This is a genomic window from Candidatus Protofrankia datiscae, assembly GCF_000177615.2.
GTDB lineage: Bacteria > Actinomycetota > Actinomycetes > Frankiales > Frankiaceae > Protofrankia > Protofrankia coriariae.
Genome location: NC_015656.1, coordinates 5249724 through 5273935 on the forward strand (window position 1 = coordinate 5249724; position 24212 = coordinate 5273935).

Consider the following 24212-nt stretch of genomic DNA (forward strand, 5'->3'; position numbering starts at 1 on the left):
AGAAGGGAACAGCGATGATCGTCCATGCTGTGACCGCACAGGCGACGATCGTCCTGGCACAGGTAGAGGTCAAGCCCGACGACTCCAAGGCCCCCGGGATCAACGCGCTCAAGGACCTCGTCAACGGCCTCGCCGCATACGCAGTGATCGCCGCGGTAGCCTCCGTACTGCTCGGCGGAATCGCCTGGGCGCTCGGCGAGCGGATGGGCCTCGACCGCACCTCGGCGATCGGCAAGAGCGGTGTACTCGCAGGCTTCGGGCTGGCCTTCCTCGTCGGTGCCACAGCCGCCGTCGTCAACTTCTTTCTCGCTACCGGAGCCTCCGCGTCGTCAGGCGCCGTCGATCAGCCGCGGGGGCTGGACAGGCCAGCCATCGTCGAGACGATCAACCCTGGGGAACCGACCCAGACCCTCCGCCACAGCCCTTCTGACCGGTTCTCGTGAAACCTGACGGCTGATATTGGGATGATGGATCCGCTGTCGTCTCGCGAGTAGTCGCGTCCGAGGTTGTCACACCAAGGGAGGGGATGTTGGTCAACCAGGCTGACTGGCCCATGCGCCGTCTCGTCGGCCTCCTGGTGGCAACCGGAGCGGTGACTGTGACGGCCGGCATCCTCATCGGACGCTACGCGATCCCGTCCTCCCACTCGGTCAGCATCCAGGGGCAGCCCCCGCCACGTATCGACAGCCGTCCGACATCGGCCGCGTCGAACACCACGTCTCCCACCGTGGTACCCGGTACCTCTCCGACCGGAAGCGGTACCACCGCTCCTCCCGCGGCGCACCCGACCGGACAGATACCAGGCATGCCAACCCGCATCAACGAGTTCGGCATCCCCGTCGGCTACCCCCACACAGAAGCCGGCGCCATAAGCGCCTGTGGAAACTACGTCGCCGCATATGTTGATCGACGCAATCGGGATGCTTCTCAGCTCAAAAAAATATTTGGCTCAATTTCTACCCCTGAAGCAGTCGACAAACTAACAGATCAAATAAATTCGGCAGATTCAACGACGGCAAAAAATCTTGGACTTACCTCCATCAACTCTCCCGACATGTTATTCAATATACGACCTCTTGGATATTCGGTAAAATCATTCGACTCTAATCGAATAACAATATCCGTGTGGTCAACTGCCGCCGTTGGCTCTTACAGTAATAAAGAAAATACTACACCACAGCAAAGCTGGGGTACCGATATCTGCACAGTCACCTGGCAAGACGGAGACTGGAAGCTATCCAATGCAGGAGATGGACCGAATGGACCATCCCTCACTGAACGCGCGGCCGAGGGAATCGGAAGGTTCATCTACATAGGAAGGCCAGCAGAGTGAGCGCCCAGACGTTGGCCAGCAGAGAAGTACTAGCCATCAGCATCGACCCTCTTACCGGAATCAGGAATGCCGTTTCCGATGGAACCGACGGCTTTCTGGAATCGGTGGGTTCCGCGTTTGCGAACATGGCAGCGGACTTGTCTGCATCCATCTTCAATTTTGCCGCACAGCAGACCGCGATCGATCTAAATAAAGACTACATCGTCAACAATTACAATATTGTCTTCGGTGTGGCCATCCTGGTCGTGACGGGCCTGTTCATGTGTGCGTGCATCGCGGGGGCGATCCGGGGGGACGCGCATCTGCTGGGCCGCTCGCTCGCGTCCACCGGGACGGCGATTTTCGGCTCCTTCGTCATGCTGACCCTGTTGCAGATGGTGCTTTCCGCCGCGGACGGAATGTCCGAGGCGTTCGGTGACGGCGCGCCGCTGGGCGCAAGTCTGGTCGCTCAGCTCAGAGCCCTCCCCCAGCAGGGGAACTTCGCCCTCGACATGGTTCTGTCACTGCTGGTCGCGCTGTTCTCGTTCGCGCTCTTCCTGGTCCTCTACATCCGCAAAATAGCAATCATCGCGGTTGCGGTGTTCATCCCGCTGTACCTGGCCGGGCAGCCGGCGATGTCGACCCGCGACTGGATGAAGCGGGCCATGGAGATCCTCGCGGCGCTCATCCTCGCCAAACCGGTCATTTACGCGATCTTCACTCTGGGTGCGAGTATCGCGGGTGACTCGACCGGGTCAGGTATGGACCAGACGCTGACCATTCTCAGCGGTATCGTGATCATGGCTGCCGCGGTGTTCTCGCCGTTCGCCCTGCTACGTGTGATCGGGATGGCCGACGTCCAGCTCATGCAGGTTGTCGGCGCGGCAGGCAGGCGCGGCGCGGCAAGTTTCGGCCACGGCGCCGGCGCTCTGCTCGGCTCGTCGTCACGGGAGACCTTCCGGGGTATCGGCGGGCGGCTGCAGAGCCGGCAGCGCAGCGGATCGGGTGTGGACGCGGGCCGGCCCTTCACCGGTGACCTCGCTCCGGTCGGCACCGGTGCCGCGGCCAGGGCCGGCAGCCGTCGCGGCACCGGGGTGGGCCCGATGACACGGGTCGGTGCGCCTGTCGCCCGGGCCGGCCGGGCCGGCAGCGGGCAACCGGCGCGGACCGCGGCCCGCGCCGCGGAACACGCGGACGTTGGCTCGCCGGCGCCACGGACCAGGTCGGCAACCGGCACGGGCAACCGGGTCGCGGCGCCGGCCGGCACCTCCGCACGCGCCTCCCAGGCCGTTCCCCGAGCCCTGCCACCCGCCGGATCATCACCCAAGGTAACCTCGCCGAGACCGCCCATCCACCCCACGCGTACCGGGGGAGGCTGAGTAGAGCGTGGTCGCCGAACGCAGCTACCGCTTCGGGCCGCTGGAACGCGGCGGCATCCTGCTCGGCATGCGCTGGCCCCAGCTGGGCCTGATGGTCGGCGTGATGCTGTGCGTCCTCGGGGCACTGCGGTCGCCGATCATATTCGCCCCGGGATGGATCGCGCTGGCCGGTGCGCTGGGGTTCGTCGCGTTCGTCCGCGTCGACGACCGTAACCTCGATCAGTGGGTACCGATCCTCTTCGGTTTCACGATGCAGAAGGTGATGGGCGAGACGGTGTTCCGCGGAGCGGTGTTCAGGGTCGGCAACAGCTCCGACCATCTGTCCAAGACCGCGCTGCCCGGTCCGCTGTCGTCCCTGGTGATGTTGTCGGTGCCGGTGGGCAACGGCCGTTACGTGGCGGTGGTCAAGGACACCAGGCGAGGGACGTTCACGGCTGTCCTACAGGTGCAGGGCAGCCAGTTCGCGCTGCTGGAGTCCGGCGACCAGCAGGCCAGGGTGGACGCCTGGGGTGAGCTGCTCGCCGGGCTGACCGTCGGCGGCGGGCGACTGTCCCGTCTCCAGTGGCTGGAACGCACGCTGCCGGACTCCGGGGACCAGCTGCAACGGCACTGGCGGGTGCGCGGGCAGCACGACGGTTCGTGGGCGGCCGAGGCGTACCAGGAGGTCATCGACGCCGCCGGCCCGGTCGCCCAGCGGCACGAGACCTTCCTGTCGTTCCAGCTCCGCGCGCGCGACGTACGGCGGGCGATCCAACGCGCCGGCGGTGGTGACCACGCGGCCTGCACGGTTCTGCTCGGCGAGCTGCGCACCATGGAGGCCGCGCTGGCCAGAGCCTCGATCAACACGGTCGGCTGGCTGCCGCCACGCGCCCTGGCCGCAGTGATCCGGACGACCTATGACCCGTACTCGATCGAGATGATCGACGCACGTGGTGGCGCGGCCTCCGACCGGGCCGGTGGGCTCGCGGGGCTGCCGTCAGGTGTCGACCCGGCGATCGCCGGCCCGGTGCGTGCGGTGGCCGGCTGGGACCACTACCGCACCGACTCCGGCTTCCACACCACCTACTGGATCAACGGCTGGCCGCGGGTGCCGTCCCCGGCCGCGTTCCTCGCCCCGCTGCTGATGGAGACCACCTGCCGGCGGACGGTCTCCCTGATCGTCGAGCCGATGCCCGGCCGCAAGGCCGAGAAGGCGGTCAACCGCCGCCGGATGGCGCATCTGGGTGAACAGCAGATGCGCGACAAGGTCGGCAAGGTCACCACCCAGCGCGACATGGCCGAAGCGTCCGAGGTGGAACGCCGTGAGCAGGAGCTCATCGCCGGCTTCGGTGCCTTCCGCTTCCACGGGTTCGTGACGGTCTCCGCGGACGACATCGACAGCCTGGCCGACGCGTGCGGTGAGGCGGAGACGTTGGCGTCCCGCAGCCGGCTGGAGATGGTCCGTCTTGTCGGCGAACAGGATCAGGGGTTCAGCGTTGCCGCTCTGCCGCTGGCCGTGGGGGTCTCATGACACTGCACCGTTCGGCTGGGGCCGGCACCGACCGGGAGACCCGTCGTGAGCTGAAGGACCTGCGCCGGGCCGAACGTGAGGCGCAGCGCGGCGAACGGGCCGCCGCCCAGGCCGAACGGGCGGCCATCCGGCGGGCCCGGATGGCGTTGCGCCGCGGCGAGCAGCCACCACACCTCGTCGGCCCGCACGCCGGCCGGATCTTCCACAAGCTCCGTCTGCCGGCCCACATGGAGACGACCGCGCAGATCGCCGGCATCTACCCGTTCGTCGTGGACGCCGGGCTGGACACCCCCGGCATGTACATCGGCCGCCACGTCTGGTCCGGTGACTCCTTCGTCTTCGACGTGTTCGAGCTCTACCGCCAGCAGGTCATCGAGAACCCCAACTTCGCGGTCTTCGGCTCGGTCGGCTCACGCAAGTCGTCCCTGCTCAAGACGCTGATCTCGCGGGGGGCCGCGTTCGGCTACCAGGCTGCCGTGCCCTGCGACCCGAAAGGCGAGTACACCAGGCTGGCCCGCCGGCTGGGCTGCGAACCGACCTACATCGGCCCGGGCCTGTCCACCCGGCTCAACCCGCTGGACGCCCCGCCACGGCCGCCGGGCATGGCGGACGCGGACTGGTCCCGGGAGGTCAAACGGGCCCGGTCGGCGCTGCTGTCCTCGTTGATCGAGACCGCGAAGGGCGTGCCACTCACCCCGTCCGAGCACACCGCTGTCGACCTCGCCCTCGACGTCGTGACCCGGCAGATCACCGGCGCCTCCACCGACCGGCAGGCGACCCCGCTGCTGCCCCACGTCCTGGAGGCGATGACGAACCCGTCGGAGGCCGACTGCGCGGCACTGCCGGTGACCGCGACCGAACTGCGCGACTCCTCCCGGGACGCGACGCTGACCCTGCGCCGGCTCACCCACGGCGCGCTCGGCGGGCTCTTCGACGGCCCGACCACCTCCCCGCTGGACTTCGACCGTCCGATCGCCGTGCTCAACCTCGAGCGGGTCCAGGGCTCCGACGAGATGATCGCGCTGATCATGACGTGTGCGCAGGCGTGGATGGAAGCCGCGCTGATGCGCCAGGACGGTGTTCAGCGCTACGTCGTCTACGACGAGTGCTGGCGGCTGATGCGCTTCGCGGGCCTGGTCCGGCGGCTGTCCGCCCAGCAGAAACTCGCCCGCCAGTGGGGATGCGCGAACGCGATCGTCGCACACCGGATCTCCGACCTGCTCTCAGCCTCCTCGGACTCCGTCGAGGTGGCCAAGGGCCTGCTCGCCGAGACCGCGATCCGCATTCTGTACAAGCAGGCGTCCGACCAGATCCCGGACACGCAGCGGGCGCTGGACCTCACCGACGTCGCCTCGGACATGCTGCCCCGGCTGGACCCCGGTTTCGCATTGTGGCTCATCGGGAACCGCGCGTTCTACGTCGAGCACGTCGTCGGCGACCTGGAGATCCCGGTCGTTCTCAACGGATCGAAGATGCACGGCGAGGTCGACAACATCAACCTCGTCCCGGATGATCTCGACCCCGTCCTGCTGGACGGCTACGACTATCGCAACCGGACCGGGTACCACACCACCGATAACAACGAGTACGCCGGCGGCTACGGTCCCAACGCCGACCACGGCGCCGAACACGGCGTCCGGTTCGCTGACGGGCCCGAAGACGACGGCTTCGACATCCCGGCCCGGTACGGGGCGGACGGATTCGCCGTTGACGACCCGTCTGCCGGTCAGGACGAGTTCTCCGCCGAAGAGATGATGGACACCTTCCCCTACGGCCCGCTGTCCCGGGAGATCTAGCCGACCGCGGGCCACTCGATCACGCTATCCGTTCCCCGGGCTCCACGGCCGGAACGGATCAGTCGCCTCGAGCTGTCCCCCGGGATCAGCGGTCGGGGAAACCGGCGGAACATCCGGCCCGTCGATCGGGAGGGATGTCCCCTGCCCGGCCGGCAGCCCCGGCCGTGCCACCGGTGGCACGGCCGGGCGGGCTGTGGAGGCCACCCTGGGCAGGAGGACGATACCGGGATTGCAGTCGCCGAGCGCCGCCCGACGATCCCCCAGCGACGAGTCGATCAGAACGAAAGCGGTCGGCGGAAGCTGCTGGATCTGCGTCGGCTCGACACTGAACTCGTAGACCCGCTGCAGAACCGCGCCGTCCTGCTGGGAATCAGTGGCTGACAGGCTTTCGGTGTTCTCCCAGAACGCCGACTGGGACACCGTCACCGACCGGCTCCAGCCGCTTGATTTTCCACCCTTCCCGCGCGAACCGCCACGGCTCTCGGTCTCGGAGAGAGAGACGCTCCCCCCCGCGCTGCTGGACGTTCCCGTGGTGAGGCTGCTGCCGACCTGCCGGGTGATCTGGGAGAAGACGAACTTGTGTCCACGACCGACGAACTCGGCCGCGGTCTCGGCCTCCTTGGCATTCCCCAGCCGCATGACGAGGGTGGCACTGTCACCCGCGCCGATCAGGCGTTCGGTGCCCTCCCCGAGGTGCTCGAAAAGATTCACCAGACGTATGCCGGCGTTGGCCGCGTACCGGGCCATGCCCTCCAGCGCAGGCGGTCCCATCCGGTCTCCGCCGGCAACCACCAGAATGTCATCGTGGGAAGCGTCGCCACGGCGGCGGCGGAGCTGGTGCAGGACAATGTGGAACAACACCCTGTCGACGAATTCCTTACGGGCGGTCGACGTGTCATGGCTCGACGTTGCTATGATGCGCAGCCCGTGCACCGGCCACCACGGCTGTGGCGCGGCGGTCGTCGCCGTTTCCTCCCGGCCGGCCAGCCGTTCCAGGGACGCCCGCAGGTAACGGATTTCCTGCCGAGTTCCTTCGCTTTCACCCCACGTGCCCGCCCGGTCGGCGACAGCGTTCCGCTCCGCGGGCGACAGAGGATCGGAGCCATCATTCTGCTCATTCCCCTCCAGCACGCGCAGGCCGGCGGCAAGCCGGCTGAAGGTCAGCGGTGGATCCAGCCGGGTGGCGACAACCGCGAGTATCTCGGCATCGAGCACCCGAAGCGTCGGATCAGCGCCTCCGCCACGTCCCACGTCGACGGCATCCGCAAGAAGCTCCGCGACATCATCGGGATCCACTCCATGCAGCAGCCCCAGCCCGCCGATATCAGCGGGGAGATCGTCTACCGTGACCGGGCACCCCGCATCGACCGCGAGCTGGGCAAGACCGCCACCGACCCCACGCTCGCTGAAGTCGAGCAGGAGAATGCCACCACCGGAAGCCAGCGCCGAGGAGCCGACGGTCGCCAGCAGGCTCGCCCAGCCGTCACGGGTGCCACCGAAAACATCGACCCGGCCCGCCGTCGGCCGAGGTGCCAGCGGATGGAACAGCGGCACCGTCTCCCGCCGAACACGATCAGCGGCCTCGTGGCTTTCCACCGCAGCCCGCCAGCCGTCGATAGCGGCCTGATACCTCTCCCACTCGGCATCGCGATTCCTCTGCCATACGACCTTCGTTTGATCAATTTTTCTTTTAAGGCCCACTACTCGATAAAGAATAATTATTACCAGAAATAGTGCAATCGGAAACCAAAAAAGTGCCTTGTTTTCATCAAAAATCTCATATTTCATGCTAAATATCAGCAGTATGACGGGGGAAATCAAATTCCTAGGAAGATGTCGCATGCGCTGCGCGAGGTCGTCTTCATGTTTTTTGGTGTCTGGTGGAGGTGGTTCGTTCCATACTGGTGGGTGGTCGCGCTGGGGATGTGGATTGACACCGGGATCGACATACTCCCAGCCCCACCGCTCGGCCGGGACGAACAACCGTCGGGCGAGTTCAGAGCCGGGGTGCTCAGAACCGGACATCTGGCTTCATGGATTACAGCTCCACCTTCTGACGACCGCGATCGCAACGTTCACATCGGCTTTGTGATACCAAAGTCGACATGGTAGGCCAACCTACCATCGAGCACCATCTGTGATGCTGCCGTACAGCTGATACGGACCCGCGCCTGGCCGCCGCGTCTCCCGGCCACCGTGGGAAGCCTCAACCGGCGGCCGACCCGCTGGGCGCCCTGCCCGCTGACGGATTCGGGTCCGGCCAGGCAGGGGCAGGCGGCCTCGGATCAGCCTCCCGCCCTGGCTCGTGAACGGCTTGCGGCTGCCGCGGCTGTGGCGGCCGCCGCACCGAGCAGGACACAGCAGATGCCGGCGGCGGCAACCGGGACCTGTCGGCTCAACGTGGCCGCGGACAGCCACACGCCGAACCCGAGGACGGCTCCGAGAGCCCCCGCGGCGAACACCGCGGATCCCTGACGGGAGCCGTCGCGCAGCAGCCGGCGGGTCGACTCCAGGTAGGCGAGCGCGAACAGGGCGGCCAGCACACCGCCGGCGCCCATGACGCTGGCCGGCGGTGTCTGCCTCGGCTCGATCGTCACCTCCTGGACGCTGCTCGTGCCCGCCCGATCCAGCCGTACCTGCCCGTGGACGGCTCCGCCGGCGATCCACCGGGTCAGCGGCGGGGCGGTGACGTCTGTCCGCCAGGGCTCGCCCGCGTTCACTGTCACCGGGTCGCCGGTCGCGGTGCCCAGCGGGATGCCCGCCACGGACAGCCGCAGGAGCACCGTCACCGTTCCCGAGGCCGCGGCCGTGCCGCTGATCTCCACCGGCTCGGCCAGGTCGACCCGCGCGACAGCGGGCGGGGTGGCCCCGGCCACCTGGATGCCCTCGGCGGCGGTGGGGCCGGTGGGGACGGCCGGTTGTGGGGACGGCCACAGCACGGCGACCAGCACCATCAGCACGACCGCGGCCAGCGCGGTCCCGGCCAGTTGCCGCAGCGGCACCGGCACCGACGGCGGGCGACGGCGGTGCGCCCGCCCCTGTTGCTGGCCGGTGGCCGACAGCTCCGGCAGCGGGACGAGGGAGGCCTGGTCGAGGTCGACAATGCCCGGCGACGGCCGGCCCACGGGCGTGCCGGACAGCGCCGGCACCAGGTCGGTCACCAGCACGGACTCTTCGCCACGGCCGGATGGGCCGCGCCGGACCGACGATTCCAGGGCCGTGCGCACCGCCGGGGAGAGGTCCCGTACGGCCAGCTCTGACCGCTCCAGCCAGCCGGGCCCGAACGCCTCGGACGCGGCGGCCGCGACGGACTCCGCGAACTGTTCGGCGCTCGCCGGCCTGCGCTCGGGATCCCGGGCCAGCCCGCGCATGAGAAGCCAGGCGAGCCCGGATGGCACCTCGTCGCCGGGCAACGGCGGCTCAGCGGCGTCCTGATGTGCCCGGAACCGGTGGAACCCGCCTTCGGTCGGGTAGGGCAGGCGTCCGGCGAGCAGGTAGTACAGCATCGCCGTCGCCGAGTAGACGTCGGTGCGGACGTCCAGGTAGTCGCCGCGGGACTGCTCCGGGGACATGTACCCGGGCGTGCCGGCGATCACGAACCGGCCGTCCCGGGAGGCGAGGGTGGTCTCCCCGCCGATGACCCGGGCCAGCCCGAAATCGGTCACCTTGACCGTGCCACGGCTGTCGAACATCACGTTGCCGGGTTTGATGTCGCGGTGCAGCAGCCCCTGGTCGTGGGCGGCCTGCGCCGCGGAGAGAACGGCGAGCACGGCCGCGCAGGACTGTTCCATGGTCAGCCCGACGCGGCGGAATCGCTCCGCGAGCGTCCCGCCGGGGAGGTGTTCGAGTACCAGCGCGCAGACCCGTTCCGGCGGGCCCGTGGCGTCGACGGTCACCTCTTCGTCCGCGTATTCGTACACCGTGACGATGTGCAGGTGGCTCAGCCGGGCCAGGGCCCGTCCTTCTTCGTTGAACCGCAGCCGCATCTGCGGGTCGGCGGCGATCCGGTTCGGCAGGTGTTTGACGGCGACCGCCCGGTCGAGCCGTGGATCCCGGGCCGCGTAGACGACGCCGAACCCGCCGCGGCCGAGTTCGCCGCCCAGCCTGTACCGCGGCAGGGCGGCCACCAGCGCCCGTGGGGCCACGGCTGGACCGGATACGGACGAGTTGACTGTCACGAAGGATCGTCCTGACGCGGGCGCCAGTCAGTGCGACGGGTGATGGAGGGGTCGGTCTCCTCGTCGAAGAACCGTGCGGGCGGCTGCCGTGGCTTTTCGTATCCGTGCCTGTTCGCATCTGCAGCGGGTTGCTGCGGCCGGACGACAGGCTGCGGCGACGGCCTTTCGTACCCACGCTCCTCCGCCTCCGCACCGGGCGGCTGCGGGCGGACGACGGCAGGCCGCGACGGGGCTGTCGTTGGACGGGCCCCACCGGCCGGCAGCCCGGCGCCTGCCGGGCCCGGGGCCCGGCGCTCGCCGCCGCCCGGGGGATCGCCCACGGGAACATCGTCTGTGGACGGCGTCTTCCTGGCCGCGGCCGTGGTCACCGCGGATGGGCCTGTGGCCGGGGTGCCGGCCGGCACAGGTGCGGGGGCCGGCACGGGTGCCGGCACCGGAGCCGAGGGGGAGACTGGCGTGGGGGTGAGGTAGCCCAGCAGGAAACCGATCCCCGCGGCGGCCGCGATGAAGGTCAGGTTGGACGACGTCGACGGTGCCGTCACCCGCAGCGCCGACAGGCTGACGATCGCGACGAAGCCGGCCCCACACCCGGCGGGCGCGAACCGGACGGCCCGCCGCCACCGGTTGCGGGGAAGACGATGGCGCGCGAGCGCGAACAACGCGGCAGCCCACAACATGGCCGTGACGACCAGTAGGCCCAGCCCGAACATGCCGTATGTGCAGACCAGCGTGCCGCGGATGTCGGCGATACCGTCGGCCGAGGCGAGGACGCCACGCTTCGCGTCGCGGAGAGTGACAGACATGGGTAGCAGCCCGGTCGCCTGTCCGCGCAGCTCCGCCATGTCGATGTCGACGCTCCAGGCCAGCGAGGCGCCGGGCGGCACGTCCATCCGCACGGCGGTGTCAAAGACGAAGAAGGTCAGGCCCAGCGCGGATCCGCTGACGCGAATCGACCGTATCTGGGCCGGCTCGTTCCGATTGTTACGAACCGTGACAAGAACGCGGGTGGGCTGCTCCGGATCGAGCACGATCCGCCGCCCGGTGACGGAGACCTCGTTGACCACTGCGTCGAGCTGAAGCCCCCCGCTGCCCGCGGCGACGATGCCGCTGGCGGGACCGCTCGGCCCGTCGCCGGCCGCGGCTGTGGCGGGGCCGGGTAACAGGACCAGGACAGCCAGCACAATGATCACCAAAACGGTGAGCGGCCTCGCGGCTCGCCGCGTCGGCTCCACGACAACAGCCACGACGCCCCCCGAGAATCCGCTTTCTGTTGTGACGTCGATGTTACTGTCATCGCGGGAGCAGGGCTGCGGCTGGACATGCTGTCCGGTACACGACACGCCGCCGCTCCGTTCGCGGTCGGGGGGCGTCGTGCGTTTTTCCTGTGCGGTTTTACGTCGGGCAAGCATCAGAACCGTTCTGACGGCCGTTCTGCCCTCGGTGATTCTGCTCGGCATACTCGGCGCGGCGTCCACGGCCGGGCCCACGACAGCCGCCGCCCCCGCCGCGGGCACGAAATCGATCCACATGGCTTTGGCTGCCGTAGCTACTCCAAGTAGTAGCGCGCCCGCGCCAAGCCCCACCGCCTGCCCCGAGGGGACCCCGGACGGCTGCCTGTGCCCGGACGGTTCCGTGGTGCCCGGCGGGCGGGAATGCGCCCCGCAGCCGTGCCCCACCGGCCAGCAGCGCAACGCGGACGGCGTCTGTGACTACCCGCCGTGCCCCGAAGGGCAGCAACGCAACGCGAAGGGGATCTGCGACTACCCGCCATGCCCGGCAGGCCAGGAACGCAGTTCGGACGGCGTCTGCGCCTACCCGCCGTGCCCCGAAGGGCAGCAACGCGGTGAGGACAACACCTGCGGCTACCCACCATGCCCCACCGGCCAGCAACGCGGCGACAACGGGACCTGCGACTATCCGCCGTGCCCGGCCGGGCAACAGCGAAACGCGAACGGCGTCTGCGGCTATCCGCCGTGCCCGGCCGGCCAGGAACGTGACGCGAACGGCACCTGCCGCTACCCACCATGCCCGGCAGGCCAGCAACGCGGCGTGGACGGGATCTGCCGGCCGATCTCCGTGACCTGCCCGGACGGCTCCACCGCCCGCAGCCGGCAGCAGTGCCCGCCACCACCGACAACCTGCTGGGACGGCAGCACGGCCGCCGCCGGGCAGCAGTGCCCACCGCAGCGCGAGACCTGCGCCGGCGGGGTGACGGTGGCGGCCGGGCAACCGTGTCCGCCGCCGCGGCCGGGGCAGACCTGTCCTGGCGGGGCGCTGCCGGACCGCGACGGCGTCTGCCCACGGCCATCGGTCTCCTGCCCTGGCGGCCTGTTGGTGCCCGCCGGGCAGCAGTGCCCGCAGCCACCGTCACCCTGCCCGTCCGGATCCATACGGGACGCGTCCGACCGGTGCGTGCCGGTCAGGCCGGGGCCCACGGCCGTCCAGCAGCCCACCTCTGTGCCCTCGCCCGCACCGGCGCTCCCCAGCCCACTACCCGGGCAGCTGGCGCTGGACAAACCTGTCGTCTCCGCCGGGGACACCCTGTTCGCCACCGGTGCCGGCTGCACTCCGGCCGCCGATGTCGTCATCGTCTCCGAGGACGGCCGGACGATCGGCCGGACGGTCGCGGACACGAGCGGGGAGTTCTCCACGGCTGTGCAGTTCGCCACCTACCGGGTCGGAAACCGTTCGATCATCGCGACCTGTGGGCCGGTCCTGCGGTCCGAGGTGAACATGGTGCTGTCCAGTTCGACCGGCGGCACGTCCAACACGTTCGTCCTGATGCTGTTCTTCCTGCTCGCCGGCTCTCTCGTGGTACGTCACCAGATCGGCCAGAGCATCTGACCGGAGTGCCCGGCCGACGGTGGACGGCCTGGCCTGCGACGGGCGACGTGGAACGACCTGATCACGGACAACATGAACCGTGAGCGGCAGCCGTCGGGAACCGGACAATGGAAACGGCCGGCCGGGGAGCGCACGCCGGCCCACGCGGCGGGAGGTGGCGGACCGCTGGGTAGGAAGGACGGGAGCGGCGGCGCGGGCAAGGGATGGGCGGTGGCCGTGTACCACCGCTACCCACGCCGCCGCTCCCGTCTCGGCCCGACACCGGAAGGCCCTTCAGGGCTCCCGGCAGCGCGCTTGTTTCGCCGTCGCGCCTGCGGAGCCCTCCGCCCTGAGGCATTCAGGGGGAACGGGCACCATCGGTGTCGGTTCACCCGGCGGCCAGGACACCGTCAGCCGGCGGCCGGGGAGTTGGGAACATGGCTCTGCACAGTGCTCGGGAACGTCGTCGTTCGGGAGCGTCGTCGTTCGGGAGCGTCGTCGTTCAGAAAAGTCGTCGTTCAGGAACATCGTCCGGGCCGTCCGGGCCGTCCGGGCTGCCCGTCCACCGGTCGAGCCGGATCCGGATACCGCGGCGGTCAGGTTCTGGCGGTCAGGTCCCGGCGGTGAGCCAGGCGTGCGTCATGGATCGGCGTGACAGCTGTCGCACCGACAGCTCCGGCAGCGACGGCTCGTCCGGCTCAGCCCGTTCCTCGCAGGCCACCGCGGTGTTCTGGACCCTTCCCCAGATGATGCTCCGGCATTCGTCGGCGCCCACCACAAGGGAGGTACGGGTATGCGGGTCGAACACCTCGACGTGCCCGTCGAAACCTGGCGCGAGAATCCTGAAATGGCTCCACAGGTGTGCTGTGTAGGTGTCCGCGAACTTGCCGAGAAGCTCTCCGTCGGCGTCCAGGACAAGTATTCTCTTACCCATTTCAACACCCTTCGCCGGTGGTCCGAACAGTACCGGGTGACTGGCCTGGGAGCAGCTTACGACAAGCCTGCGAGATTCGCCTATACCGAGTTTTCCGTTATCCCCGGAGCGGAATGCGGGTAATACCGGACACCAATTCCGTCGGCACCGGCCCGGCCAACTGCCGCCGGACTGATTCGACGCGCCTTCGCCGGCCCGGGACGTACAACGGCCGGCGAACACCACGGCGGCCGGAGTTGGCACACGGTATTCCGTCCCGGACGCAACAAGCTGGCCCGGTATACCCGCCGGCCCGGGAAGGCGGCCACCGGTAGTCCGGCCCGGCCCGAACAGAGCCCCCTGATCATATGCCGGCCGACCGGCGACATATGCCCGCGCGGAGTGTTGCGTGCCCGTCCCGCTGGACCGGTACGGCGGCGAAGCCGCCCACGACCGGCCGGCGCAGGGCCTGTCTGATCGCCGACCATATCAGGACACCGCCCGTTTACCGGCGAGCCGACACTTCGGGACAAAACCCTCGCGGCGAGCGCCCCGGCATGCCTGGCGCGCCGGCGGCGCGGACCAGGAACGATCGCCGGCCCGCCCGGCGGGCAGCCCCCGGCTGGCAGCCGGTACCCCGTCCATCCACTCACTGTGCCCGACATCGGCGGGGCCCGCGATGCCGAAGGGCCGGCCGGAGGACCACCGGAAAACCGAAGGAGGACCAAAGGACCAGCCGTCAGCGGCCCAGTATCCCCCGCAGCCTGGACATCGCGGGCCAGGTCGGCGCCGGCCCGTCCACCGGATACGGCGGGAGGGCCCGTTCGGCGACGTCCACCAGAATGGCGACGTCCAGAGGTTTCAACACGACACCAGCCGTAAGGATGTAGTCGGCGACCCCGGCCGCTGGCAGCAGCACCACACCGTCGAGCAGGGCGAGCCCGTGTGGCAGCTCGGCGCGGGAGAACGCGACCACCGGCTGGGCCTGCAGCTGCCAGCCCTCCGGAAGATCGGCCACCAGGTGGCTGGTGACCTCCTCGCCCATCCAGGCGACCAGGCCGAGCATGGCGCGCAACGGCATCTTGCCAGCCCACAGCCCGGCCCGGTTCTGGCGCAGCGGCCCACGGTGGGCGTCCGTCTCGACGACCCACACCCCGGACGGGCCGATCACCAGATGGTCGACGTTGCCGGCGGAGTCCGCGAGCGCGCGGTCGTGTAGAACCGTGTAGCCGGCCCGGACGAGGCGGTCGAGGGCGCGGGCCGTGCGGCGCTCGGCCTCGGCGTCGTGTCGCCATGACTCGATCTCCGACGGGGAACGCAGGAAGCGCGCCGCGGCGACGGCGAGGACGACCAGGACGGCCCCGAGGACCATCTGCAGCACGACCAGCGCGGACAGGCCCACCACGGCACCGAACACGCTGACGGCGGCCACGGTCAGCGCGGCGACCACTGCCGCGGTGACGACCGCTCGTGCCAGGCGGTCCTTACGTTCGGCTACGTAGAGCTCCCTGCGGCGCAGGTACTCCGCCATGGCCGACCGTCCAGGCCACTGCCCTTCCGGCATCCCGGTCGTCACCACCTTCCGGTCGCCCCGTTTCCGACCGCTCCGCCGCACCGGCCTGGCCCGCGTGACGCGGGAGCTGGCATGGCGCGGGACCCGCTGCCGCGGGCCCCGTCACCTCCGCCGTTGACGCGTGGGCCGGCGCGGAATGCGCTCCGTCCCCGGTCCGGCTCCGTGCGACCGCACGCGGTTCCACCTGCCCCATGCGCGTCGCACACTGGCCATCACCGAGTGTGCCGCGATGCGGTCACCGAACGCCACAGCAAACCAACTATGCGACGGCCACCATTCCATAAAAATCGCAACAGTCATCCAACATGACACATACTTACACTCTGTCCCAACGGCGCCCAGGCACCCTGCCCCAACAGTGCCCAGGCACCCTGTCCCAGCGGCGCCCAGGCCGGGCACCGCACAGTCTGGACGCTGCACACACCTCCCATCAGACTCCGGACGATGACCGAACTTTCCGGTGTGAAGGGGGTCGGGTGATGGGCACAATCCGACAACGGCCCTTCGATGTGCGCCACGTCGTTCGCACATCGGTAACTACCGGGCAACACCCTGCTGTAAAGGTCTGGTCAAAGGGCCGGAAAGCCCACAACGTGGCGGACCGGGACCACCTGACCCGCGCCGACCGCCATCGGCCCGTACCGCGACCCACGGCCAGCGACCCTGGCCGGTCCGGACCTGGAGGGTTCATGAAACGGACACCGGCAGGCATGCCAGCATCCGATCCCGATGCCTGTTGTACCGATCCCTGTTGCACCGGCCCCTGTTGCACCGGCCCCTGTTGCACCGGCCCCTGTTGTACCAACAACAGGATCCGCACCGACGACAGGATCCGGTCCGACGGTGGGCTCCGCGCCGACGACAAGATCCGTTCACCGGAGGACGTCCACCGTTACGCGCACCTGACCTGCCTGACCGATCAGCCCGCCGGGAACGTCGGCATCGAGACCGAATGGTTCGTCGTCGACATCGCCTCCCCGGCACGCCCGGTGCCCCCCGGCCGCACGCTGACGGCGCTCACCGGTAGCCCGCCACCGCGGCCGTCACGGGACGGGGAGACCTCCCCGCAGACCTCCCCGGAACCGGTGGACGAACTGTTCCTGCCCGGGGGGACCCGGCTCACCTTCGAACCCGGCGGCCAGCTCGAGCTGTCCGCCCCGCCTCTGCCGCTGCCGGACGCGCTGGCGCGGACCGCCACCGATCTCACCGCGGTGCGCGCCATGCTCGCCGACGCCGGGCTCGCCCTGGCCGCGATGGGCACCGATCCGCTGCGGCCGCCGCGCCGCCAGCTGCACGCCCCCCGCTACGTGGCCATGCAGCAGTACTTCCGGCGGACGGACGGTGGCCGGGCGGGTGAGGCGATGATGTGCTCGACCGCGTCCGTCCAGGTCAACCTGGACGCGGGCGCCACGGCGCGGTGGGCCCGGCGCTTCGAGCTGGCGCATGCCCTCGGCCCGGTGCTGGTGGCCATGTTCGCCGCGTCCCCGGTGCTGGCCGGGACGGCGACCGGGTGGCGTTCCACCCGGCAGTCGCTGTGGGCGGACATCGACCCGAGCCGGACCTCCCCGGTGGCAGCCCCCCACCAGCCGGATCCGGCGACGGCCTGGGCGGACTACCTGCTGGCGGCCAGGGTCATGCTGGTGCGCCTGCCCGATGGTGACTTCCAGCTCGCCCGGGACGGGTCGACGTTCGCCGACTGGGTGGCCGGTGCCGGCCCGGTGGCACGGCCGCCGACAGTCGCGGACCTGCGTTACCACGCGACCACGGTGTTCCCGCCGGTACGTCCGCGCGGCTGGCTGGAGCTGCGCTACCTCGACGCGGCACCGGCCGGCAACTGGCCGGTGGCGGTCGCGGTAACCACCGCCCTGCTCGACGACCCCCGCGCCGCGGACACGGCCGCCGACGCGTGCGAACCCGTGGCCGGCCGCTGGCTGACCGCGGCCGCGCTGGGGCTACGCGACGACATGCTGCACCGGGCGGCGCGGCGGTGCGCGGGCGCCGCCCGGGACGCGCTGGGACACCTGGGTGTCGACGATGCCCTGCTCGCCGCCGTCGACACCTATCTCGAGACCTACGTCGAGCCGGGCCGCTGCCCCGCCGATGATCTCATCGACCGGCTGCCGGCCGACGGGCCGCTGGGCCTGCTCCGGGACGAGATCAACGCTGGGATCGGCACCGCTGCCGTCAGCGGGAGCACTGCCGTCAGCGGGAACGCTGCCGCTGACGGAGCCGGTACCAGCGCCAACGGCGGCACCGGTAGCGCTGCCGGAGCCAGTATCGTCGCCGGCCACGAGCGCGCGACCGCCCGGCCATGGGCGACGGCATGATGACCACCCGGCCGACCACCCAGTTGATCACCCGGCTGACCGTCGACGAGATCGTCCGGGCGCTCGCGGACAGCCGGGCCCGCAGCCTCGCCTACACCGATCTCGACGACGACGACCTGCGGCGCCAGCACTCACCGCTGATGTCACCGCTGGTCTGGGACCTTGCCCACATCGGCAACTACGAGGAGTCGTGGCTGCTGCGGGCGGTCGCGGGCAGCCGGCCGCTGCGGCCGGGCATCGACGACATCTACGACGCGTTCCGCCACCCCCGGGCGGACCGGCCGGCCCTGCCGCTGCTCGGCCCGGCGCAGGCGAGGTCCTACCTCGACGAGGTGCGCGGCGCCGTCCTGGACGTCCTGGCGCGGCTCGACCCGGACACGCTGCTGTCGTCGACCACCTGGGCGGTCAGCGACAGCGGGCCGTCCCCGCGGATGGCCGACATGGTCGGCGCGCCCTCGCCGGGCTCGCGCGCGGCGCTGCTGACCGGCGGGTTCGTCTACGGGCTGGTGGTCCAGCACGAGCACCAGCACGACGAGACGATGCTCGCCACCCACCAGCTCCGTACGGGTGCCCCGATCATCGGCGACCGCGCCGCGCCGCCACCCGGCCGGCCGGTGCCCGCGGCGGAGATCCTGATACCGGCCGGCGAGTTCACGATGGGTACCGACGGCGACACCGCCGGCACGGCATGGGCGTACGACAACGAACGTCCCGCCTACCGGGTGTACGTACCGGCGTTCTTCATCGGCACGCTGCCGGTCTCCAACGCCGCGCACGCGGCGTTCATCGAGGACGGCGGCTATCACGACGAACGCCTGTGGTCGGCCGCCGGCTGGGCGTGGCGGTGCCGGGCCGGCCTGACCGCCCCGCAGTTCTGGCGCCGCGAGGGCGGCACCTGGATACGCCGGCGCTTCGGCCGGGACGAGCCGGTCCCGATGGACGAGCCGGTGCAGCATGTCTGCTGGTACGAGGCGCAGGCGCACGCGCGCTGGGCGGGCCGGCGGCTGCCCACCGAGGCCGAGTGGGAGAAGGCGTGCGCGCACGATCCCGTCACCGGGCGTTCGCGACGTTTTCCCTGGGGGGACAGCGAGCCGACGCCGGAGCGGGCCAACCTGGGGCAGGCGGCCACCCGCCCCGCGCCGCTGGGGGCGTATCCGGCCGGCGCGAGCGCTTACGGCGTCGAGCAGATGATCGGTGACGTGTGGGAGTGGACGGCTGGGGATTTCGTGGGCTATCCGGGTTTCCGGTCGTTCCCCTACCGCGAGTACAGCGAGGTGTTCTTCCCACCCGCGCCCGGCGCCGGCAAGGGGCCGCCCGCCGGGGCGGTCGGTGCCGCCGCGGCGAACGGGGTGGCCGGGGCGGCCGATGTTGCCGAGTACGCCGGGTTCAAGGTGCTGCGCGGTGGCTCCTGGGCGACGCATCACAGCACCGTCAGAGCTACCTTCCGTAACTGGGACCACCCGATCCGCCGGCAGATCTTCGCCGGCTTCCGGCTCGCGCGCGACGCCTGACAGACCATGCCACCACAGAAGCCGGCAGGCCGCGGGCGGTGTGGCCGCGCCTCCCGCGCGCCCTGACCATCCGACCTGGCCGTCAGAGCTGGCCGTCAGAGCTGGCCACCGAGGCAAACCCGGTCGCCGAAGAGGAAGAGCAACAGAGCCCGACCACCGAGGAAAGAAGGATGATTCCGGTTGTGTCGTCACACGGCGTGGCTGGGGACGTCGCAGACGCTGGCCTCGCTCCTGCATGACCCGCCGCACGGCCTGCTGCGCCAGGCGTGGGAGCCGCGGCGGATGCTGCACGGCCGGATCAACGCCGACGGCTTCGGTGCCGGGTGGTACGCCCCTGAGATCCGCACGGAGCCGGCCCGCTACCGTCGCGCCGTCCCGATCTGGGCCGACGCCTCGTTCGCGTCCCTCGCCGGCGTGATCAGTTCGGGCTGTGTGCTGGCCGCGGTCCGCAACGCCACCGTCGGCATGCCCGTCGAGGAGACGGCGACCGCGCCGTACACCGACGGACGGCACCTGCTCAGCCACAACGGACGGGTGGATCTCACGGTGCCGCTGGGCCTGCTGCGGGGCTCGCGGGGAGCGCCGGTGCCCGACTCTCGCTGTGACTCCGCGCTGCTGGCGGCCGTGGTGTGGCAGCGGCTGGCCGCGGGCGCGCACCTCGCCGACGCCGTCGCGGAGGTCGTCGTCGCGGCGGGCGGCAGGGACGGCGCGGCCCGTCTCAATCTTTTGGTAACCGACGGATCGCAAATAGTGGCGACAACCTGGGGTGAAACCCTGTCGTACCGCGTGTCCGGCGGCGAGAACACCGGAGTCGGTATCGGGGCCGATATGGAAGTCGGCACAGAGATCGGCGCCGGAGTCGAGGTGGCCAGCGAACCCAGCGATGACGGAGACGGATGGATCGATCTTGATGATCACCAATTGCTCGTAGCTGACACGCGCAATGTCATCGTTAGTAATTTGACCTAAGATTCAGCTACTCTCGGTTGCATTAACGCTCCCGGAGGTTACAGCTCATGACAGCGTCCAGCACCGGTCTCACCAACGTCGGTTCCACCAGGGATGATCTCGACCCGAAAATCGTCTTCGATCGGCATCTCACCGCGTCCGACCGGATCACGGCACTGACCAGGGACGTAGGCGCCGGACTCACGTCGAATCCGAAGGAACTACCACCCAAGTGGTTCTACGACGCCAACGGGAGCATGCTCTTCGACGCCATCACCCGGTTGCCCGAGTACTACCCCACCCGGGCCGAACGGGCGATTCTGGCCGGCCACGTCCACGAGATCGCCGTGATGTCGCGAGCGGACACCCTCGTCGAACTCGGCTCCGGAACCTCCGCCAAGACCCGCCTGCTGCTCGACGCCCTCCAGCGCAGCGGCCACCTGCGCGGGTTCGTCCCGTTCGATGTGGACGAGTCCGTGCTCTCCCACGCCGCGGCCGCGATCCGGCAGGAATATCCGGCGGTGCGGGTGCACGCGATCGTCGGCGATTTCGAGCGTCACCTCCACCTGCTGCCCGACGCCAACCGCCGCCTGGTCGCGTTTCTCGGCGGAACGATCGGCAATCTCGCGCCCGCGGGCCGGCACGCATTCCTCACCAGCATGCGCGCCCACCTGAAAGGTGACGACATGCTGCTGCTGGGCTGCGACCTGGTCAAGGATCCAGACCGGCTGGTGGCCGCCTACAACGACAGCGCCGGCGTCACGGCCGCATTCAACCGCAACGTCCTGTCGGTCATCAATCACGAACTCGACGCCGACTTCGACCCGCGTGGGTTCGCCCACGTGGCCCGATGGGACGCGGAGAACTCCTGGATCGAGATGCGCCTGCGCTCCGTCCGCGACCAGCGGGTTCACGTCGGCGCGCTGGACCTGTCGGTGTCCTTCGCCGAGAACGAGCAGATGCGCACCGAGATCAGCGCCAAGTTCACCCGGGACAGCCTGGCCGCCGAGTTCGCCGCCGCGGGCCTGGCCATGGTCCACTGGTGGACCGACTCCGCGGGCGACTTCGGGCTCGCTCTCGCCGTCCCTGCCTGACGACTCCGGCCGGCCGAACAAGGCCGGCCGGCCGGCAGGACCCGGCCGACGAACCGGGCCGGCTGATCAGGTGACGGGCCCGGTCAGCCGCCGGCCAGGGAGACGTCGCGGGCGCCACCGGTGGACGCCGAGGTCGCCATCGCCGCATAGGCCCGCAACGCCGCCGACACCGGGCGCTGGCGCTCCTTCGGCCGGTAGCCGCCGGCGGCGGTCAGCTCGGCCCGCCGCACGGCGAGTTCCTCGGCGTCCACCAGCAGGTCCAGCCGGCGGGCCGGGATGTCGATCTCGATGATGTCACCGTCGCGGACGAGCGCGATCGCGCCGCCGTGCGCGGCCTCGGGCGAGACGTGGCCGATGGACAGGCCCGCCGAGCCGCCGGAGAACCGGCCGTCGGTGACCAGCGCGCACCGCGGGCCGAGCCCGCGGGCCTTGAGGAAGGTCGTCGGGTACAACATCTCCTGCATGCCGGGGCCGCCGCGCGGGCCCTCGTAGCGGATGACCAGCACGTCACCGGGGGTGACCCGCTTCGACAGGATCGCCTCCACCGCCTCCTCCTGGCTCTCCAGCACCAGGGCGGGGCCGCGGAAGGTCAGCCGGCCGGCCTCCACCCCGGCGGTCTTGAGCACGGCACCGTCCGGCGCGAGGGACCCGCGCAGCACCGCCAGACCGCCGTCGGCGGAATAGGCGTGCGCGACGTCACGGATACAGCCGGTGGCGGCGTCGGTGTCCAGCGACTCCCAGCGGGCGGTGGACGAGAACGGCTCGATCGTGCGCACGCCGCCCGGGGCTGCCTGGAAGAGCTCCACCGCCTCCGGCGCCGGGTCCGGCCGGCGGACGTCCCAGTGGGTGAGGAACTCCGCCAGGCTCGCGGCGTGCACCGAGTGGACGTCGTGGCGCAGCAGGCCGGCCCGGTCGAGCTCGCCGAGGATGGCCGGGATGCCACCGGCGCGGTGGACGTCCTCCATGTGGTAGTCCGAGCTCGGCGCCACCTTACACAGGCACGGCACCGTCCGGGAGATCGCGTCGATGTCGTCGAGGGTGACCGCCACCCCGGCCTCGACCGCGGCGGCCAGCAGGTGCAGCACGGTGTTGGTCGAACCGCCCATGGCCACGTCCACGGCAAAGGCGTTGAGGAAGGCCGAACGGGTCGCGATCGAGCGCGGCAGCACCGTGTCGTCGTCCTTGTCGTACCAGCGCTTCGCGAGATCCACCACCGTGCGCCCGGCCCGGACGAACAGGTCGCGGCGGGCCGCGGAGGTGGCGAGCGTGGAGCCGTTGCCGGGCAGCGCGAGCCCGAGCGCCTCGGTCAGGCAGTTCATCGAGTTCGCGGTGAACATCCCGGAGCAGGACCCGCAGGTGGGGCAGGCGGAGCGTTCCACCGCGTCCAGCTCGGCGTCCCCGACCGCGGTGTCGACGGAGGCGGCGATCGCGGAGATGAGGTCCAGCCCCGAGCGGACCACACCGTCGCTGACGACCGCCCGGCCGGACTCCATCGCCCCGCCGGAGACGAACACGGTCGGGACGTTCAGCCGCAGGGCCGCCAGCAGCATCCCAGGAGTGATCTTGTCGCAGTTCGAGATGCAGACGAGCGCGTCCGCGCAGTGCGCGTTCACCATGTACTCGACGCTGTCGGCGATGATCTCGCGGGACGGCAGCGAGTAGAGCATGCCGCCGTGGCCCATGGCAATGCCGTCGTCGACCGCGATCGTGTGGAACTCCCGGCCCACGCCGCCGGCCTCGGCGACCGCGTCCGACACGATCCGGCCGAGGTCGCGCAGGTGCACATGACCGGGCACGAACTCGGTGAAGCTGTTCGCGATCGCCACGATCGGCTTGCCGAAGTCGTTGTCGGTCATGCCGGTGGCGCGCCACAGCGCGCGGGCACCGGCCATGTTGCGGCCGTGAGTGGTGGTGCGGGAACGCAGAACAGGCATCGGGCAGTCCTCATGGCGATCGATCGGCGTGGACGTGGGTCACGCCGGGGCCACGGGCACACCCATACCAGGCATTCATACCCGTACAGGCATCAAAGCCGCCCGGACCCGCCCGCCAGGCCCCACCCGTCCGCTTCAAGCCTAACCCTCGTCGTATTCGAGGCCGCGCGAGCCACCGCGGCGCGGCCGCCACCGATCGCCCAGCCCGCCGAAGCCAGCGGGGCCACCGGGGCCGCCGCCGCGGCGCAGCTGCCACCGCCGCCACTGGCGCTGGACCAGCCACACGACCACAAAGGACGCGGCCGTGCCCAGCAGCGGGGCCACATCGTGGTCACGAGGGCCGGCCACGTACTTGACGGTCCCGTCGGGGTGCTGGACCCGCTGGCTCGTCCGCGTCCCGATCACGAGCAGGAACAGGCTGACGACGGCGATGATCGCATATCCCGTCCGGAAGAGGGTCTGGACGCCGACCCGGCGGCGCGCGACCGCGCCGCGGAAGAGCAGCGCCGGGACCATCCAGCCCAGAAAGCCGAAGACGACCGCGAACACCGGCGCGAAGAAGAAATAGCTGGCGAAGGTGCTCACGACAGCTCGGTTACATGCTCCACGCTCGGCGGCTGCGCGAAGAAGGGACCCAGCGTCGCACGCCAACGGGTGAACCGGTCGGAGGCGCGGAAGGTCACCAGGTGCGCGTCCAGGTTCTCCCACTCGACGAACAGGACGAACCGGGACGGCGTCTCCACCCCGCGGGCCAGCCGCGCCGACCGGCAGCCGGGGCAGGTGGTGATCTCGGTGACGACACGACGGTAGGCGTCGGCGAACGCCTCCTCCTGGCCGGGCACGACGTCGAAACGGGCGACTTCCAGCACCGGCGAGCCCTGGGCGCCGTCCTCGGCAGCGGTCATGGCCCAAGT

The 24212-nt window shown here is 70.1% G+C and carries 19 protein-coding genes; 10 read left to right on the forward strand and 9 right to left on the reverse strand.

Annotated elements, in window-relative coordinates; genetic code table 11:
• The first annotated feature begins 14 nt into the window (after positions 1 to 14).
• Positions 15 to 443, forward strand: a complete 429-nt coding sequence (locus tag FSYMDG_RS22045; protein ID WP_013875582.1) for a DUF6112 family protein — start codon at positions 15 to 17, stop codon at positions 441 to 443.
• A gap of 181 nt (positions 444 to 624) precedes the next feature.
• Here the strand turns inward: FSYMDG_RS22045 and FSYMDG_RS26595 are convergent, their stop codons facing one another.
• Positions 625 to 765 (reverse strand): hypothetical protein, encoded by a 141-nt coding sequence (locus FSYMDG_RS26595; protein ID WP_157491057.1) that lies wholly within the window; start codon positions 763 to 765, stop codon positions 625 to 627.
• A gap of 40 nt (positions 766 to 805) precedes the next feature.
• On the opposite strand from FSYMDG_RS26595, the gene FSYMDG_RS26600 reads away from it, so the two are divergent.
• The 4 genes from FSYMDG_RS26600 (at position 806) to FSYMDG_RS22060 (ending at position 5997) form a co-directional block, all read left to right on the forward strand.
• Complete coding sequence (locus FSYMDG_RS26600) at positions 806 to 1333, forward strand: hypothetical protein (RefSeq protein WP_131772975.1); 528 nt, start codon at positions 806 to 808, stop codon at positions 1331 to 1333.
• Between the two features lie 137 nt (positions 1334 to 1470).
• A complete protein-coding gene (locus tag FSYMDG_RS22050) occupies positions 1471 to 2691 on the forward strand; it encodes a hypothetical protein (protein WP_347176526.1) in 1221 nt (406 codons plus the stop codon).
• A gap of 7 nt (positions 2692 to 2698) precedes the next feature.
• Positions 2699 to 4201, forward strand: coding sequence for an SCO6880 family protein (locus FSYMDG_RS22055; RefSeq protein WP_013875585.1), 1503 nt, complete (start codon positions 2699 to 2701; stop codon positions 4199 to 4201).
• Complete coding sequence (locus FSYMDG_RS22060; protein ID WP_013875586.1) at positions 4198 to 5997, forward strand: conjugal transfer protein TraC; 1800 nt, start codon at positions 4198 to 4200, stop codon at positions 5995 to 5997. Before FSYMDG_RS22055 ends, FSYMDG_RS22060 begins: the two co-directional genes overlap by 4 nt.
• Before the next feature lie 24 nt (positions 5998 to 6021).
• Here FSYMDG_RS22060 and FSYMDG_RS22065 read toward each other — a convergent pair whose 3' ends face one another.
• The 3 genes from FSYMDG_RS22065 to FSYMDG_RS23615 all read right to left on the reverse strand — a co-directional run bounded on the left by FSYMDG_RS22065 (position 6022) and on the right by FSYMDG_RS23615 (position 11356).
• Entirely contained in the window at positions 6022 to 8022 is a 2001-nt protein-coding gene (locus FSYMDG_RS22065) for a hypothetical protein (protein WP_013875587.1), read from the reverse strand.
• 260 nt (positions 8023 to 8282) lie between these two features.
• Positions 8283 to 10142: a serine/threonine-protein kinase gene (locus FSYMDG_RS26990; RefSeq protein WP_043607453.1), complete on the reverse strand. Its 1860-nt coding sequence runs from the start codon at positions 10140 to 10142 to the stop codon at positions 8283 to 8285.
• Between the two features lie 29 nt (positions 10143 to 10171).
• Positions 10172 to 11356, reverse strand: coding sequence for a hypothetical protein (locus tag FSYMDG_RS23615; protein ID WP_050803635.1), 1185 nt, complete (start codon positions 11354 to 11356; stop codon positions 10172 to 10174).
• A 346-nt stretch (positions 11357 to 11702) separates the two neighbouring features.
• On the opposite strand from FSYMDG_RS23615, the gene FSYMDG_RS26610 reads away from it, so the two are divergent.
• Positions 11703 to 13019, forward strand: coding sequence for a hypothetical protein (locus FSYMDG_RS26610; RefSeq protein WP_131772980.1), 1317 nt, complete (start codon positions 11703 to 11705; stop codon positions 13017 to 13019).
• 589 nt (positions 13020 to 13608) lie between these two features.
• Here the strand turns inward: FSYMDG_RS26610 and FSYMDG_RS22090 are convergent.
• Positions 13609 to 13932 (reverse strand): hypothetical protein, encoded by a 324-nt coding sequence (locus tag FSYMDG_RS22090; RefSeq protein WP_013875592.1) that lies wholly within the window; start codon positions 13930 to 13932, stop codon positions 13609 to 13611.
• 718 nt (positions 13933 to 14650) lie between these two features.
• Positions 14651 to 15442 carry a nuclease-related domain-containing protein gene (locus FSYMDG_RS22095; protein ID WP_013875593.1) on the reverse strand — a complete coding sequence of 264 codons (792 nt, stop codon included), beginning with the start codon at positions 15440 to 15442 and terminating at the stop codon, positions 14651 to 14653.
• A 752-nt stretch (positions 15443 to 16194) separates the two neighbouring features.
• On the opposite strand from FSYMDG_RS22095, the gene egtA reads away from it, so the two are divergent.
• The 4 genes from egtA to egtD all read left to right on the forward strand — a co-directional run bounded on the left by egtA (position 16195) and on the right by egtD (position 21364).
• Complete coding sequence (gene egtA, locus FSYMDG_RS22100) at positions 16195 to 17811, forward strand: ergothioneine biosynthesis glutamate--cysteine ligase EgtA (protein ID WP_202797647.1); 1617 nt, start codon at positions 16195 to 16197, stop codon at positions 17809 to 17811.
• Positions 17811 to 19322 carry an ergothioneine biosynthesis protein EgtB gene (gene egtB / locus FSYMDG_RS22105; protein WP_237703174.1) on the forward strand — a complete coding sequence of 504 codons (1512 nt, stop codon included), beginning with the start codon at positions 17811 to 17813 and terminating at the stop codon, positions 19320 to 19322. Before egtA ends, egtB begins: the two co-directional genes overlap by 1 nt.
• Before the next feature lie 180 nt (positions 19323 to 19502).
• A complete protein-coding gene (gene egtC / locus FSYMDG_RS22110) occupies positions 19503 to 20291 on the forward strand; it encodes an ergothioneine biosynthesis protein EgtC (protein WP_013875596.1) in 789 nt (262 codons plus the stop codon).
• Positions 20292 to 20338: 47 nt separating this feature from the next.
• The gene (egtD, locus tag FSYMDG_RS22115; RefSeq protein WP_013875597.1) at positions 20339 to 21364 is read left to right on the forward strand and encodes an L-histidine N(alpha)-methyltransferase; all 1026 of its coding nucleotides are present in this window, start codon (positions 20339 to 20341) and stop codon (positions 21362 to 21364) included.
• Between the two features lie 83 nt (positions 21365 to 21447).
• Here egtD and ilvD read toward each other — a convergent pair whose 3' ends face one another.
• The 3 genes from ilvD to FSYMDG_RS22130 form a co-directional block, all read right to left on the reverse strand.
• Positions 21448 to 23298, reverse strand: a complete 1851-nt coding sequence (gene ilvD / locus FSYMDG_RS22120) for a dihydroxy-acid dehydratase (RefSeq protein ID WP_013875598.1) — start codon at positions 23296 to 23298, stop codon at positions 21448 to 21450.
• Positions 23299 to 23439: 141 nt separating this feature from the next.
• Positions 23440 to 23883, reverse strand: coding sequence for a hypothetical protein (locus FSYMDG_RS22125; protein WP_013875599.1), 444 nt, complete (start codon positions 23881 to 23883; stop codon positions 23440 to 23442).
• Positions 23880 to 24203, reverse strand: coding sequence for a putative quinol monooxygenase (locus tag FSYMDG_RS22130; RefSeq protein WP_043604236.1), 324 nt, complete (start codon positions 24201 to 24203; stop codon positions 23880 to 23882). Before FSYMDG_RS22130 ends, FSYMDG_RS22125 begins: the two co-directional genes overlap by 4 nt.
• Positions 24204 to 24212: the final 9 nt, after the last annotated feature.